The organism is Bizionia myxarmorum, from assembly GCF_008086205.1.
Lineage (GTDB): Bacteria > Bacteroidota > Bacteroidia > Flavobacteriales > Flavobacteriaceae > Algorimicrobium > Algorimicrobium myxarmorum.
The window spans coordinates 175,866-190,686 of record NZ_VSKK01000003.1; the positions used below are offsets into that span (position 1 = coordinate 175,866).

The following is a 14,821-nucleotide window of genomic DNA, read 5'->3' on the forward strand; positions in this document are numbered from 1 at the left end:
GAAAACCAAAACTTACACTTATGATAACTCAAACCCTTGCACTTTACAATTGGAATAATGGCGTTGTAATGATTGCTATTTTCGCATTCGTTTGTATCGCTTTAGTCGCAATTTTATTAAAATTCGTGATGAGCGGAAAACCCAAAGAAGAACTTCAAGATCAAGACGACACGACATCTGATTTATAAATTTTAATCAATTCATTCTCGTAATGGATTGTTTTTTGTACATTTGTTAACCAAGTGGTTAAACCGAATAGTTGTTATGACAAAGCGTAAAGATGAAAATACGGAATTACAGATTTTAGATGCCGCTAAAAAAGTGTTTCAAACCAAAGGTATGGATGGCGCCAGAATGCAAGAAATTGCTGATATGGCCAACATTAACAAAGCCATGCTACACTACTACTACCGCAGTAAACAATTGCTATTTGAAGCCGTATTTAAAAATGCTTTTGCCCTGTTAGCACCGCAATTGAATATAATTTTAAATGATGATTCCTCTATTGAGAATAAGGTGAAAAACTTCACATCCAATTATATATCATTTATTATTAAACATCCCTATCTGCCGAACTTCATAATTCAAGAGTTAAATAGAAATCCAGATTTTATTGAAAAGCTTCAAGGAAATTCCACACTATTAAATATTGACAAATTTAAAAAGTCGGTAGAATTAGAAGTTAGTCAAGGTCTTTTAAAACCGATTTCAGGTGAACAATTATTCATCAATATTTTGGCCTTAAATATCTTCCCTTTTGTTGCTAAACCTTTAGTGAAGGCTTTTACAAAAGAAAATGATAAAGGATTTAAAAAACTTATGGAAGATCGGAAAACGGAAGTGTCTGAATTTATTATTCACGCCATAAAAAAATAGGTTTATGAAAAGAACTATTTCCATATTGTTTTTTCTTGCTGTGAGTCTGCAAAGTTGGTCTCAAGAGCTTTTAACTTTGGAAAACTGCTATCAATTACTGACGGTAAATTATCCATTAGTTAAGCAGCATGCCTTATTGGAAAGCCAAAATGCTTTAGAATTAGATATTATAAATACCGGAAAACTACCGCAAATAAGTTTGGATGCGCAAGCGAGCTATTTATCAGATGTTACGGAAATACCCCTTCCAAATACAGGTGTGGAACCACCTAACAACGATCAGTATCGCGTTACACTTTTTGTAAATCAGCTTATTTATAATGGCGGTGCTATTCAGGCCAATTCCCAAGTAAAATTGGCACAATTAAAAACGCAGCAAAAACAATTGGAGGTTAGCTTATATCAATTAAAGCAGCGTATTAATCAATTATATTTCTCAATTTTACTTCATAATGAATCTCTTGATTTATTAAATTCTAAAAAAAATCAGTTAGAATCGAAACTTAAAGAAGTGAAATCCGGTATTGAATACGGCATCATTCTTCCAGCTTCCGATAAAATTATCGAGGCTGAAATACTAAAAATTAAGCAGCAAAATTCGGATATCGTCAACAGTAAAAAGGTATTCATTGAAACCTTATCATCCTATATTGGTAAAACGCTAAGTGATGAAACTTCTTTTGAAAAACCACAAATAACAAGTAACCTCTCTCCTACACTTCAACGTCCAGAATTAGAGTTATTTCAGTTAAAAAAAGATGAAATTGAAAGTCAGAAGCTCCTAATTCAAAAGAATACGATGCCAAAACTAATAGGTTTTGCTTCTGGCGGTTATGGAAATCCAGGATTAAATATGTTAGATAATTCATTTCAACCATTCTATACTGTTGGCGCTAAATTAAATTGGACGGTTTTTGATTGGAATGCTAATAAAAAGAAACGCGAATCATTACTAATTAATAAGGATATGGTTGATAATGAAGCAGAAATTTTTCAATTGAATACAAACATTGAATTAAATAAATACGAATCGGAAATAGCTAAAATAACCGAAACGCTTGCCATAGATTCAGAAATCATCGCGCTCCGTAAAGATGTTTTACAAGTAACCGAATCGCAATTAAGAAATGGTGTTATCACAACATCCACCTACATTACGGAATTGACCAATTTTTACGAAGCGGAAAATTTATTTTCAACGCATAATATTCAGCTAGAATTAGCAAAGGCAAATTATAATAGTACTCAAGGAAACTAAAAATGAAACATATTCATATAATTTTTACAGCTCTTGCCACCCTAACCTTAAGCTTGGTTTCATGTGGTAATTCCAATGATAAAGCAGATGGTTATGGCAATTTTGAAGCCACGGAGATCACTATATCGGCAGAGAATAATGGCAAAATCATGGCTTTTAATGTTCAGGAAGGCGATGTTCTTAAAAAGGATGCATTTATAGGTTATATTGATACTATTCCACTGTCTTTAAAAAGAGAACAACTGTTGGTTTCCAAGGATGTTGTTGGTAGCAAATCTCAAGGTGTTCTATCTCAAATAGCTGTGTTAAATGCAAAGTTGAAAGTAGCCAATACAAACAAAACGAGAACTGAAAGCTTGATCAAAGATAATGCAGGTACCCAGAAAAATTTAGATGATGTTTTAGGTGAAATGGCTGTTATTAAGCAACAAATTAGAAGTGTAGAAATTCAAAATGCACCCGTTGTGAATGAACTAAAAAATATTGATGTTCAAATAAAACAAATAGCCGACCAAATTGAAAAATGTAAAATCACGAATCCTATCAATGGAACGGTGTTAACGAAGTATAGTGAAGCTGGCGAAATTACGGCTTTTGGCAAACCGCTTTATAAAATAGCCGATTTAAATACCATGGAATTACGTGTTTTTGTAAGCGAAACCCAACTAGCAAATTTAAAAATTGGTCAAGAGGTTCAAGTGAAAATAGATAACCAAGATACTATGACCGATTATTCTGGAATTATTACATGGATTGCTTCGCAAGCGGAGTTTACACCAAAAATTATACAAACAAAAGACGAACGTGTGGCTTTAGTTTATGCACTAAAAGTGAGCGTTAAAAATGATGGCAGTCTAAAAATTGGAATGCCAGCTGAAATGTGGTTTCAAAGCCCAAACCCTTCTAAAGGAAAAAATGAGTAAATATTAAAAACCAATAATAAATTAAATATCATGAAAAAAACACTAGTAACAATGGCAATGATGGCCGTAATTCTTTCAAGTTGTAATAACACTAAAAAGGACGAAGCTGCTACAGAAGTAAAAATGGATGAACAAATTGAAGTTGTTTCACATGAAAATGAAGAAACGCATCAATCGGGTTCAGCATTAGGTAACACTTGGATGGAAGAAATTCAAATGGATAATGGCGCAAAATGGGCAGCAAATATTGAAACGACAGATGGCGTTAACGATATGCTTAAAATGATTTCAGAAGCAAAAACAGAAACTGTTGACGATTATTTAAGCCTAGCTAATAAATTGAATGAAAGAAAAAACACGTTGGTTAAAGAATGTACAATGAAAGGGCCTTCTCATGACAATCTTCATGTGTTTTTACATCCATTAATTGAAAAAATAGATATGCTTTTAAAGACTGAAACTACTGCACAAGGTTCGGAAACATTAGAAAGTATTACAGCGAATTTAAATGCATACAACAACTATTTCGAATAAGAAATGGGCATTCATATCGAGAACATATCAAAATCTTATAAGGACGTAAACGCCTTAAAAAACATTTCGTTTGATGTGAAACCGAATGAATTATTTGGACTTATTGGTCCCGATGGTGCGGGAAAAACAACGCTTTTTAGGATTTTAACCACCTTACTAATAGCCAATGAAGGGAAAGCTTCGGTGGCTGGAATGGATGTGTTATTAGACTATAAAGAAATACGAAAACACGTGGGTTATATGCCCGGACGGTTTTCCTTATACCAAGATTTAACGGTAGAAGAAAATTTGAAGTTTTTCGCCACTATTTTCGGGACCACTATTGAAGAAAATTACGATTTAATAAAGGAAATTTATGTTCAAATTGAACCTTTTAAAGATCGACGTGCTGGAAAATTATCGGGTGGTATGAAACAGAAATTGGCTTTATGCTGTGCTTTGATTCATAAACCTAAAGTATTATTTCTAGATGAGCCCACTACGGGTGTTGATCCTGTTTCTAGAAAAGAATTTTGGGAAATGTTAAAACGTTTACAGGAAAAAAATATTACCATTTTAGTTTCTACGCCTTATATGGATGAAGCGGCTTTATGCGACAGGATTGCGCTGATTCAAGACGGAAAAATATTGCAAATAGATACACCGGAAGCTATTGTTAATCAATATCCGAAAACTATTTATAATGTTAGTGCCAACAATATGTATCAAGTAATTAAAAGTCTGAAAGCCTATTCACACCAACATAGTGTGTATCCTTTTGGTGAATTTGTGCATTATACGGATACGCGAGAAGATTTTAATACCTTGGATTTAAACCACTATTTGGAAGCGCAAAACCTAACAAATATTACAATTGAAAAAACGCAAGCTACTATAGAAGATAGCTTTATGGAATTGGCTAAATAGTTATCATGAAAATCACGAATGTTATAGAAGCCAACGGATTAACTAAAATGTTTGGTGATTTTACAGCAGTAAATGCCATAACTTTTGAAGTTAAGAAAGGGGAAATTTTTGGATTTCTGGGCGCCAACGGTGCAGGGAAAACTACGGCTATTAAAATGTTGATTGGTATTTCCATTCCTACGTCGGGAGCTGCTAAAGTAGCCGGTTATGATGTATTTACACAGGCCGAAGATATCAAGAAAAACATTGGTTATATGAGCCAAAAATTTGCCTTATATGATGATTTAACCGTTAAAGAAAACATTACTTTTTTTGGTGGAATTTATGGATTATCAAAAAGCAGAATCAAGGAAAAAACTAAAGAGTTATTGGAAGATTTAGGACTGGAAGATGTCGCTAGCCAATTGGTTGGATCCTTGCCTTTGGGTTGGAAGCAGAAATTATCGTTTTCTGTGGCCCTTATTCATGACCCAAAAATTGTGTTTCTAGATGAACCAACAGGTGGCGTAGATCCTATAACCAGACGTCAATTCTGGGAAATGATTTACAGAGCATCTAGCCAAGGAACAACCATTTTTGTAACAACGCATTATATGGATGAAGCGGAATATTGCGATCGGGTTTCTATTATGGTGAACGGTAAAATTGAAGCTTTAGATACGCCGAAAAAACTCAAAGAACAGTTTCATGCGGATAATATGAATGATGTGTTTTTAAAATTGGCACGTGGGTGAAAGTCAGTATTCAGTCGCAGTCACAGTTTTAAAACTTTATGGATCTCTGTGATTTCTCTGTGCAACTCGGCGTAAAAATAAATAAACCCGTAATAACCATTGAAATCTGCTGGAGAAAAAATAGTACTAATTTAAAAATGAGATTCCTGCCTTCGCAGGAATGAAGAGATGAAAAGATTTATAGGATTCGTTACAAAGGAATTTTACCATATTTTTAGAGATAGACGTTCGTTGTTTATTCTCTTCGGAATGCCTATTGTTCAAATTCTATTATTCGGATTTGCTATAACTAATGAAATTAATAATGTAAATATTGCCATTTTAGATCATTCCAAGGATGCTAATACGCAAGAAATTATTAATAAAATTTCAGCTTCAAAATATTTTAGTATCAATCAACTTATTGAGCGCGAATCGGATATTGAAGCCGTTTTCAAAAAAGGCCAAGTAAAAGCTGTTTTAAATTTCGAAAAAGATTTCAGTAAAAACCTTATAAAAAACCGGCAAGCAACCGTACAAATAATTACGGATGCAACGGATCCCAACACGGCAAATACCATTACCAATTATGTGAGTTCCATTTTACAGAATTACCAAATGGAACAAAATAAAGCTGTCAAAATTAATTATGTTATTGGACCGCAACCCCGAATGGTATACAACGCCGAATTAAAAAGTGTTTATATGTTTGTTCCTGGCGTGATGACTATTATTTTAATGCTGGTTTCTGCTATGATGACGTCTATTTCCATAACACGGGAAAAAGAATTAGGTACCATGGAAATTTTGTTAGTTTCTCCTATCAAACCGCTTTTGGTTATTATAGGCAAAGTGTTTCCCTATATTTTTCTTTCCATTGTTAATGCCATCGTAATTGTAGTATTAAGCATTTTCATCTTCAAAATGCCCATGCAAGGAAGTTTAATTCTATTGGCTTTGGAGAGCATCTTGTTTATTCTATCTGCTTTGTCTTTAGGAATTTTAATATCAACCGTTTCGGCAACCCAGCAAACGGCCATGATGATTTCTTTAATGGGATTAATGCTACCTGTGATTCTGCTTTCGGGCTTTATTTTTCCTATTTCAAGCATGCCCTTACCGTTACAAATAATCAGTAATATTATTCCAGCCAAATGGTTTATTATTATTTTAAAAGGTATTATGCTTAAAGGTGTTGGAATACAATTTATATGGAAAGAAACCTTGATTTTGTTGGGAATGACAGTGTTTTGCTTGGCATTAAGCGTGAAAAAATACAAAATAAGACTAGAGTAAATTAGTGCATAAGAAACTATGAAAACAATAGGCTATATTATACAAAAGGAATTCAAGCAAATCTTTAGAAATAAAGGTATGCTCCCTATTATTTTTGTGCTACCACTACTCCAATTAATTATTCTTTCAAACGCGGCTACATTTGAAATTAAGAATATAAAATTCGCCTATATTGATCAAGATCGCAGTGCTACTTCTAGAGGTTTAATTGAAAAATTTGAAGCATCTACCTATTTTAATGTTTTAGATACCTATCCCTCTCAAGCTTTGGCGAGTTCCGCCATGTTGAAAGGCGAAGTGGATGTGGTTTTAGAAATTCCTTTGCACTTTGAACGCAATTTACAAAAGGATAAAAAAGGTAATTTAGGTATTATAATTAATGCTATTGATGGCGCTGCTGCTGGCGTTACAAACGTATATGTTTCTCAAATTATTCAGAATTATAACAAATCCATTCTAATGGATGTTAAGGAATTATCTGATCAGCAAATTAAGCCGGTTACTATTGAAACCATACCGCTTTTCTGGTATAACAAAACTTTAAATTATAAAACCTACATGGTTCCCGGTATTTTGGTACTTTTAGTGACGATGATTACACTTTTTCTATCGGGGATGAACATTGTAAGAGAAAAAGAAATTGGAACATTAGAACAGATTAATGTAACGCCTATTAAAAAAAGTCAATTTATAATAGGGAAGTTATTTCCGTTTTGGATTATTGGCATGGCATTGCTAACGATAGGATTAATAATAGCATCTTTAATTTTTAATGTGCCCATGATTGGTAGTTTATTATTGATGTATTTCTACACAAGCATTTACATTTTGGTAATTTTAGGAATTGGATTATTTATTTCAAATTTCACGGACACCCAACAACAAGCCATGTTTATAGCTTGGTTTTTTACGGTAATCTTCATTTTAATGAGTGGCTTATTTACGCCAATAGAAAGTATGCCTAGATGGGCTCAAATACTAACTGAATTTAATCCTATAAAGTATTTTGTAGAAGTCATGCGGATGATTATGTTGAAAGGTTCTGGCTTTATGGATATTTTGCCACAACTTATCAAAACAATCATTTACGCGGCAATTATGAATGTTTTGGCGGTTTGGAGTTATAAAAAAACAACTTAATTTATAGCGTTTTTATAGCATTACTATTTCAAATTAATACTATGTCGGGAAATAACAAGCTTAATGATTACATTAATGTGAAAGGCATGCATAACTAATATGAAAAAGGAGTATTAATAATCAATTAAAAAATTAAATATCATGAAACATAAATCCTATTCCAAAATCTATCGAATTATCCATTGGTCCATAGCTATTTCGTTTATGCTTTTACTAATCACCATTTTCTTAAGGCTGACGTGGATGAATAAGTATAACGTGGCAGCTATTATACAAGATTATTTAATTGGAACAGGTCAAACTTTATCTGAAGACCAACTTATTACTTTAGCTAAAAAGATAAGGAAACCTATGTGGGATTGGCATATTTATATAGGCTATGTCTTGGTTGGTTTATTTAGTATTCGTTTTATACTCCCGGCTTTTGGTAAGATGAGACTTCAAAGTCCTTTTGATAAAACACTTTCTACCAAAATAAAATTTCAGAGATGGATCTATATTATTTTTTACATCTGCGTTCTTAGCTCACTTGTTACTGGGTTAATTATAGAATTAGGTCCGAAAGAATTTAAAATACCCATGGAAAATATCCACGTACTTGGTATTTACTATCTCATAGCATTTATAGTGATCCATTTGGCAGGTATATTAATAGCAGAATTTACTAATGAAAAAGGAATTATTTCACGAATTATTAGTGGTTCAAAAAAAAAGATTAAAGATTAGAACGGAATAAAATCCTGTAGAAAAGGTAGGAAATGAATTTGAAAACTTACATGTTGTTATTGTATTGCAGTCTGTGCATGTAAATCCGGGAAATCCGCGGGAGAACTCTTCCCAGCACTTATGTTTATTTCCCGGTGATTACGCAAATACTCGCAGATTTTTTTGCCTGTATGCCAAAAAACAGATATACAATAAATTAATTACCTCTAATCCTATTCCAAAGTTGAGACATTAATTTTTTTCCATCCTTGGTGTCTTTAGGTTGTTCTACAAAATAGATGTCTTTGGTTATAGGATCTTCATTAATTGAAAATTGAAAAACAAAACTTTCTGAATGTGGCTCTAAACTCAACAATCCAAAACGAAGATCATTAAAATACAGTTGATTTTCACTTTGAGAAATAGTATACCATCCTTTCGAAATATGAATCATGCGTTGCATCTTTTCATTATCAGCATAATTGGCTATCAATTCATGGTTTTTGGGGTAGCTTTCAAAAGTTATTGGTTTGGTATCAAAAAACGAGTAGTTTGCTAATAAATAGGCGTCTTCTGTTTCTACATTGGCATTCCATAAAATGGTATTTAAAGGAGCAGGACGTGTATCTATTTTGGTATATGAAACATTTTGATTTTCTAATGCTTTCTCAAATTCTGTAAAGGCTACCCACTTTAATATAAAGGTTAACGCCAAATAGGATGTACTAATTAATAAACCCATCCTGTTGTAAAATTGGCGTTTTTCAGAAGTTCGCTTTTGAAACATTGCCAAAAGCAAAAACACAATAAAAGGAACTGTATAAAGCGGATCCACTACAAAAATGGTTTTAAAAGCTAATCGCAAATCAAAAGGCCAAAACAATTGGGTTCCCCATGTGGTATGCGCATCTAATATAGGATGCGTGAAAAATGCCCAGAAAAAAAGGCAACACCAACCTTTAAAATCTTTATAGCTTTCATAGCGGCTTACTAGCCAACCAAAAACAAAAGCAAAGACAACTGAAAAAACAATGGAATGCGTAAAGCCTCGGTGAATTTCTAAAGCAGTAACCGTATCTGTAAAAAAGGACGCAATAACATCTAAATCTGGAATTGTTCCAGCAATAGCGCCATAAAGCATAGCCTTATTGCCAACTTTTTTACCTAAAACGGCTTCCCCAACGGCAGCTCCTAAAACTATTTGTGTTAAAGAATCCATGTATTACTAGGTCTAAAAATTATAGATATTAAAATGAAATGTCCCATTGAAGTCTAAAACGCCATTCATTTTGATTGAAACTTTCGGGATAGTCGTATGAAAAATGGGTAACTTCCATACTTAACTTATTGCGATGTTCTTGAAAAAAATAATTAAAGGCTAAACCATATTCCTTTTGAAGATTATTTTTAATATCCACATCTGGATTGTAATTGGCAAATACGCCAGCCATTTCTAAATTCTCTGGAACAAAATCAATTATATTGGATAAAAAGTAGCCAGCTTGCACATAAAACCCGGTTAAGGTTTGGCTGCTGTGCGTAACATAATCGTTGATTTCTTTGATATGCGATTCATGTTGCCATGAAAATCCACGATATTTAAAAGCGGTTTCTAAAAGGGCTTGATTTGTGTGAAATTGGCCTGATTCGGTATTAACAAATCCTTCTAATTGTCCGCCTCCGGAAGATGAAAACCGTGTAAAAGAACCTCTATTTGTGGATGCCGCAAAGGCAAGTAACCCAGTAGGTTTTTCATGAAACGATACATCGGATCCACTCATTTTTAACTCACGGCCAAACATATTCCATTGTAGTCGTCCAATATACATTAAATGGTTATCGTCATTTGCTTTGGCTCCTCTACCAGTTCCTGTAAGAACAGATATATGATAGGTGAAATCTGCTAAAGTTTTAGGAAATACACGTCCGTAGAATTCGACGCCTTGTTGCATATCTATGGTAAATGGTCTGTTAATAATGGAACGATCCATCATTTGCTGTTTCCCAGATGATATATAACGTTCACGACCAAAATGCGTTTTAAATTGACCAATTTGAACATTAAAAAATTGCCAACGCTCAATCATGACGCGCAAATCTAATAATCTGTTGTTTGCTAAATCATATTGCATATAATACTTTAACCACGGTTTGTACGCATTTCCACCAATTTTTAAACGCGCTCTATTTATATTAAAGCCTGTAGACCTTTCGGTGTTGAAATCGTCAAAAATGACCGGGTTCTGGTCATAGGGTGTAGAAAATCGAAATTGAAAACGAGATTCTATATGTAGTGCAAAGTTTTTGTCTGGAGTGCTAAACTGAAAGCCCTTATTAGTATATTCAATATTTATTTTTTTAGAAGAAATAGAATCAGTTTGTGCTATAAGTGATGTAATAGCTACAAACTGAATTATGAAAACAACAAAAAACTTAAGCGACTTAATCAGCATACCACTATTAAATAATATTATCCTTGCAGAAACTTAAGAATAAAAGAATCTTATTAAATAACCGTTACTTTTACAGCATTTAAACCTTTCATTCCTTTTTCTAATTCAAAAGAAACGGTGTCGTTTTCAGCAATTTCATCAATTAATCCACTCACGTGACAGAAATGTTTTTCTTGAGTTTCAGAATCAATAATAAATCCGAATCCTTTAGAGTTGTCATAAAAAGATACTTTACCTTTTCTAACGGGATCAAATTCTTCGATGTCGCTATCATCACGTTTTGGAATACTTACTTCAATGCTTTCAGCATCTACTTTTACACGCATAGAAGGATCTGGCGGTGTATCCGTTAAGTTTCCATTAAAATCAACATAAGCAAATTGGATGCCATCACTTCCTCCTTCTTCTTTGTCAACCTTACGGGCTTCCATTTTCTTGCGCTTTTCTTCACGTTTCTTTAAGCGCTTTTTCTCTTTTTCACTTTTATTAAATGTCTGTTGCGATTTTGCCATTTTTTATTTTATAGTAATTTTTAAGGGTTAAATTGAAGAAATTAAATAATAATAACATGGTTTAAAAAGAACAATGATCGTATTATAAACCTAAATTCAGATTTTAGGTTACTCCTGCAATGCGTACAAAGATAAGGTTTTAATTTACTTTTAAAAAGCTACACATGGAATTCTGCAAATTGTATACCTAAAGCCTTCTCAATATCTTGAATGCGTTGGCGTTCATCATCTAAAATAAGTGCTATAGATCTTCCTGTTTTTCCTGCTCTGGCCGTTCTTCCGCTTCTATGTGTATAATATTCTAGCATTTCTGGTAGTTGGTGGTGAATAATAAAAGCCAAATCATTAACGTCAATACCTCTTGCCGAAACATCCGTAGAAACTAATATTTGAACCGATTCATTTTTAAAAGCACGCATCACTTTATCGCGTTCTTTTTGTTGCATATCACCTTCTAGTGCACCCACTGAAAAGCCTTCGTTTACCAACGCTTCCGCTAAACTTTTAGTTCCTGCTTTCGTTTTACAGAAAATAATTCCGCGTTGTTTTTTAAATCCGTCTAGCAAATTTGTTAATACGGAAGTCTTATTTTTAATGGAAGTTCTAATGTATTGATGCGTAATATTCTCATTTACCAAAGCATTTTTATTCACTTCTATACGCACCGCTTTTGGCGACATATAGGTTTTTATAATCTTTTGAATTTCTTCCGGCATGGTTGCAGAAAATAACCATGTAAAACGTTTCCCCGATGTGTCTTTCAAAATACTATTAATATCTTGTTTAAAACCCATACTTAACATTTCATCCGCCTCATCTAAAACCAGCGTTCTAATGTTTTTAATATCAATATCACCACGCTCAATTAAATCCAATAAACGACCTGGAGTTGCTACCACAATATGCGTGGTACGTTGTAAAGCTTTAATTTGTTTTTCTATTTTTTCACCACCATAAACGCCCTCTGAAAATATTTTAGAATCTGAATATTTTGTGAATTTAAAAAGTTGCTTCTGAATTTGTTGAACCAACTCACGAGTTGGCGCTAAAATAAGTGCTTGAATTTCAGATTTTGATGGATCAATTTGGTGTAAAATAGGTAAACCATAAGCAGCCGTTTTACCAGTTCCCGTTTGTGCTAAACCTATTAGATCCGTACCTTTTTGCAATAAGACAGGAATTGCTTGCGCTTGAATTTCAGTGGGTGTCACAATATTGAGTTCTTTTAAGGCTTTAATATAATCTTTGCGTATGCCTAAATCTGAAAATGATGTCATAGTATTTTAATTGATTGGCAAAGGTAGATTTATTTGACCGTAATTATATTATTTATCAGCTAAACTCTTATGTAAGGCCAGAAGTTTACCTTTGTATTATAAATAGCTAAGCGAAAATCCATGCATCCTAATAATATTCACCTTAAACCCTATTTTTTCGAAGAATTAGTTGCGGTTAATCCTGATTTAGAACCGTTTGTTTTTGTGAATGCTTATCAAACAAAAACCATCGATTTTTCGATACCAGAAGCGGTCTATCAACTTAATAAAGCCATTTTAATTTCAGACTATGGTTTGAAAACGTATCAATTACCAAAAGGTTATTTGTGCCCTCCTATTCCTGGTCGTGCGGATTATATTCATCATTTGAAGGATTTGATTCAAACAGATTCCAAACCCGTTAAAGGTTTGGACGTTGGCGCTGGTGCAAATACTATTTACCCTATTTTGGCTACGAAAATTTATAATTGGAAAATGGTTGGTTGTGATATAAACGCAAAATCGGTGGAAATTGCAGAAAATATAATTAATCAGAATCCTAGTTTAAAGGAATTAGTAGAAATACGCTTTCAAGATAATCCTGCGCATATTTTTGAAGGTATAATCAAAGCAGATGAATATTATAATTTCACCATGTGTAATCCGCCCTTTCATGCTTCAGAGCAAGATGCATTAAAAGGTACCCAACGTAAATTGAAGAATTTGAAAATTGATTCAAAAGACATCTTGAATTTTGGCGGACAATCCCATGAATTGTGGTGTAATGGTGGCGAAGCTCTTTTTGTGAAAAGAATGATTAAGGAAAGTAAAAAATTCGGTGCTCAAGTAGATTGGTTTACAACGCTAATTTCAAAAGCAGAAAATTTACCGAAACTTACCAAACAATTAAACAAACTTGGTGCCACGCAGAAAATAATAGATATGGGTCAAGGCCATAAAATTTCACGAATTTTAGCTTGGCATTTTCATAATTAATCCAATTGATAATAACCGCATTTTAAATACGCGCCTTCTGGAAAACCTATAGGATGATCCGTGTCATGCTGGGTTTTTAAAATTAATTTATACCGTCTTTTGGACTGGGCAAAACTGGCTTTATTAATATCAAAAAAGGATTCCGCCAGAATTCTAGATGAGCACGAGGCTAAAATTAACATGCCGCTTTTGTCGGTTAACTTTTCTCCTAGTTGTGCTAATTGTGCATATTTCTTTTTAGCCAATTGAATTTCTGATTGCTGTTTTGCAAAACTTGGCGGATCAATGACCACCACATCAAATGTTTTTCCAGAGGCAATAAGTTGCTCCATTTCAGCAAAAGCATCGCCCACGATAATATTGTGTTTTCCCGAATAATCATTTAATCGGCCGTTTTCCAAAGCTATTTCTAAAGCTTGTTTGCTAATATCCAAGCTGGTCACTTCTTTGGCCTGATTGGCTAAAGCGTGTACTGAAAATCCACCAGCATAGGAAAAAACATCTAAAACGGTTTTACCTTGGCTTAATTCTCCAACCCGCTTTCGGTTATGTCTGTGATCCAGAAAATAGCCTGTTTTATGACCTTTTATCACATTTGCCGAAAAGTGAACACCATGTTCAATAAATTTAACGACTTCGTTTTCTAATGTGCCGAATATGACGTGACCATCTGTTAATCCGAAATCGGCTTGCTGCAAATTGCGACTTAAACGCATGACAACGGTTTCTACTTTTGAAATATTAATAAGCATTTCCGTAATATCATGAATGTATGGTAACCAAATTTCTGAATATAATTTGATGACTAAAACCCGATCATACACATCCGCTATTAGTCCAGGAAAACCATCATTCTCGCCAAATAATAAGCGATAACTCGTAGTTTTCGATTTTAATAAAGAAGCACGTTTTTGAAAAGCTTGCGCAATTTTATCTTTAAAAAAAGCAGAATTCACAGTTTTGGGATCGCCGTGATGCAACATTTTAATTCGAATCGGCGATGATGCATCATACAAACCGACACCAATCAAGGCATTATCTCGTTTTCTGAAAATAACAGCCACATCTCCAGAATGGCCTTCCTTGTTTATTTTCTCTATACTATTTTCAAAAACCCATGGATGCCCTTGTAACACACTGCGTTCGCCATTTGCGTTTAATTTCACAGCTAAACGTGATTGTGGTTTTGGAAACTCGGGAAGATTTAATGGCGACATGGTTTTCTAATTTATGCAAAAATAGAAAATGCATAG

16 protein-coding genes are annotated in these 14,821 nt (G+C 33.6%); 11 read left to right on the top strand and 5 right to left on the bottom strand.

The features are described 5' to 3' along the window. Positions 1-20 precede the first annotated feature (20 nt). From ES674_RS15430 to ES674_RS12030, 10 genes are all read left to right on the top strand, one after another. Positions 21-188: a hypothetical protein gene (locus ES674_RS15430; RefSeq protein ID WP_170234012.1), complete on the top strand. Its 168-nt coding sequence runs from the start codon at positions 21-23 to the stop codon at positions 186-188. 76 nt (positions 189-264) lie between these two features. Then, positions 265-876, top strand: coding sequence for a TetR/AcrR family transcriptional regulator (locus tag ES674_RS11990; protein ID WP_148404283.1), 612 nt, complete (start codon positions 265-267; stop codon positions 874-876). Positions 877-880: 4 nt separating this feature from the next. Beyond that, a complete protein-coding gene (locus ES674_RS11995; RefSeq protein WP_148404284.1) occupies positions 881-2,134 on the top strand; it encodes a TolC family protein in 1,254 nt (417 codons plus the stop codon). Positions 2,135-2,136: 2 nt separating this feature from the next. Beyond that, positions 2,137-3,057, top strand: coding sequence for an HlyD family secretion protein (locus ES674_RS12000; RefSeq protein WP_148404285.1), 921 nt, complete (start codon positions 2,137-2,139; stop codon positions 3,055-3,057). A gap of 30 nt (positions 3,058-3,087) precedes the next feature. Beyond that, entirely contained in the window at positions 3,088-3,591 is a 504-nt protein-coding gene (locus ES674_RS12005) for a hypothetical protein (protein ID WP_148404286.1), read from the top strand. 3 nt (positions 3,592-3,594) lie between these two features. Then, positions 3,595-4,497, top strand: coding sequence for an ABC transporter ATP-binding protein (locus ES674_RS12010; protein WP_148404288.1), 903 nt, complete (start codon positions 3,595-3,597; stop codon positions 4,495-4,497). A gap of 5 nt (positions 4,498-4,502) precedes the next feature. After that, positions 4,503-5,231 (top strand): ABC transporter ATP-binding protein, encoded by a 729-nt coding sequence (locus tag ES674_RS12015; RefSeq protein ID WP_148404290.1) that lies wholly within the window; start codon positions 4,503-4,505, stop codon positions 5,229-5,231. 168 nt (positions 5,232-5,399) lie between these two features. Further along, positions 5,400-6,506, top strand: a complete 1,107-nt coding sequence (locus tag ES674_RS12020; protein ID WP_148404291.1) for an ABC transporter permease — start codon at positions 5,400-5,402, stop codon at positions 6,504-6,506. A gap of 18 nt (positions 6,507-6,524) precedes the next feature. Continuing rightward, positions 6,525-7,646: an ABC transporter permease gene (locus ES674_RS12025; RefSeq protein ID WP_148404293.1), complete on the top strand. Its 1,122-nt coding sequence runs from the start codon at positions 6,525-6,527 to the stop codon at positions 7,644-7,646. 141 nt (positions 7,647-7,787) lie between these two features. Further along, a complete protein-coding gene (locus ES674_RS12030; RefSeq protein WP_148404295.1) occupies positions 7,788-8,372 on the top strand; it encodes a cytochrome b/b6 domain-containing protein in 585 nt (194 codons plus the stop codon). A gap of 196 nt (positions 8,373-8,568) precedes the next feature. Here ES674_RS12030 and ES674_RS12035 read toward each other — a convergent pair whose 3' ends face one another. The 4 genes from ES674_RS12035 to ES674_RS12050 form a co-directional block, all read right to left on the bottom strand. Continuing rightward, positions 8,569-9,570, bottom strand: coding sequence for a metal-dependent hydrolase (locus tag ES674_RS12035; RefSeq protein ID WP_148404297.1), 1,002 nt, complete (start codon positions 9,568-9,570; stop codon positions 8,569-8,571). A gap of 28 nt (positions 9,571-9,598) precedes the next feature. Then, positions 9,599-10,804 (bottom strand): OprO/OprP family phosphate-selective porin, encoded by a 1,206-nt coding sequence (locus ES674_RS12040; protein WP_148404299.1) that lies wholly within the window; start codon positions 10,802-10,804, stop codon positions 9,599-9,601. 53 nt (positions 10,805-10,857) lie between these two features. Continuing rightward, entirely contained in the window at positions 10,858-11,316 is a 459-nt protein-coding gene (locus ES674_RS12045) for a cold-shock protein (RefSeq protein WP_148404301.1), read from the bottom strand. 158 nt (positions 11,317-11,474) lie between these two features. Then, a complete protein-coding gene (locus ES674_RS12050; RefSeq protein ID WP_148404303.1) occupies positions 11,475-12,593 on the bottom strand; it encodes a DEAD/DEAH box helicase in 1,119 nt (372 codons plus the stop codon). A 102-nt stretch (positions 12,594-12,695) separates the two neighbouring features. On the opposite strand from ES674_RS12050, the gene rlmF reads away from it, so the two are divergent. Then, complete coding sequence (gene rlmF, locus ES674_RS12055) at positions 12,696-13,568, top strand: 23S rRNA (adenine(1618)-N(6))-methyltransferase RlmF (protein WP_317132054.1); 873 nt, start codon at positions 12,696-12,698, stop codon at positions 13,566-13,568. Here rlmF and ES674_RS12060 read toward each other — a convergent pair. Beyond that, on the bottom strand, positions 13,565-14,785 hold the full coding sequence (locus ES674_RS12060; protein WP_148404307.1) for a class I SAM-dependent rRNA methyltransferase: 1,221 nt from the start codon (positions 14,783-14,785) through the stop codon (positions 13,565-13,567). The genes rlmF and ES674_RS12060 overlap by 4 nt on opposite strands. Positions 14,786-14,821 lie beyond the last annotated feature (36 nt).

Coding starts and splice junctions, on each gene's coding strand:
- ES674_RS12010 (WP_148404288.1), top strand. CDS start 3,595: ATGGGCATTCATATCGAGAACATATCAAAATCTTATAAGGACGTAAAC.
- ES674_RS12045 (WP_148404301.1), bottom strand. CDS start 11,316: ATGGCAAAATCGCAACAGACATTTAATAAAAGTGAAAAAGAGAAAAAG.
- ES674_RS12020 (WP_148404291.1), top strand. CDS start 5,400: ATGAAAAGATTTATAGGATTCGTTACAAAGGAATTTTACCATATTTTT.
- ES674_RS11995 (WP_148404284.1), top strand. CDS start 881: ATGAAAAGAACTATTTCCATATTGTTTTTTCTTGCTGTGAGTCTGCAA.
- ES674_RS12050 (WP_148404303.1), bottom strand. CDS start 12,593: ATGACATCATTTTCAGATTTAGGCATACGCAAAGATTATATTAAAGCC.
- ES674_RS12030 (WP_148404295.1), top strand. CDS start 7,788: ATGAAACATAAATCCTATTCCAAAATCTATCGAATTATCCATTGGTCC.
- ES674_RS12025 (WP_148404293.1), top strand. CDS start 6,525: ATGAAAACAATAGGCTATATTATACAAAAGGAATTCAAGCAAATCTTT.
- ES674_RS12060 (WP_148404307.1), bottom strand. CDS start 14,785: ATGTCGCCATTAAATCTTCCCGAGTTTCCAAAACCACAATCACGTTTA.
- ES674_RS12015 (WP_148404290.1), top strand. CDS start 4,503: ATGAAAATCACGAATGTTATAGAAGCCAACGGATTAACTAAAATGTTT.
- ES674_RS11990 (WP_148404283.1), top strand. CDS start 265: ATGACAAAGCGTAAAGATGAAAATACGGAATTACAGATTTTAGATGCC.
- ES674_RS15430 (WP_170234012.1), top strand. CDS start 21: ATGATAACTCAAACCCTTGCACTTTACAATTGGAATAATGGCGTTGTA.
- ES674_RS12000 (WP_148404285.1), top strand. CDS start 2,137: ATGAAACATATTCATATAATTTTTACAGCTCTTGCCACCCTAACCTTA.
- ES674_RS12035 (WP_148404297.1), bottom strand. CDS start 9,570: ATGGATTCTTTAACACAAATAGTTTTAGGAGCTGCCGTTGGGGAAGCC.
- ES674_RS12005 (WP_148404286.1), top strand. CDS start 3,088: ATGAAAAAAACACTAGTAACAATGGCAATGATGGCCGTAATTCTTTCA.
- ES674_RS12040 (WP_148404299.1), bottom strand. CDS start 10,804: ATGCTGATTAAGTCGCTTAAGTTTTTTGTTGTTTTCATAATTCAGTTT.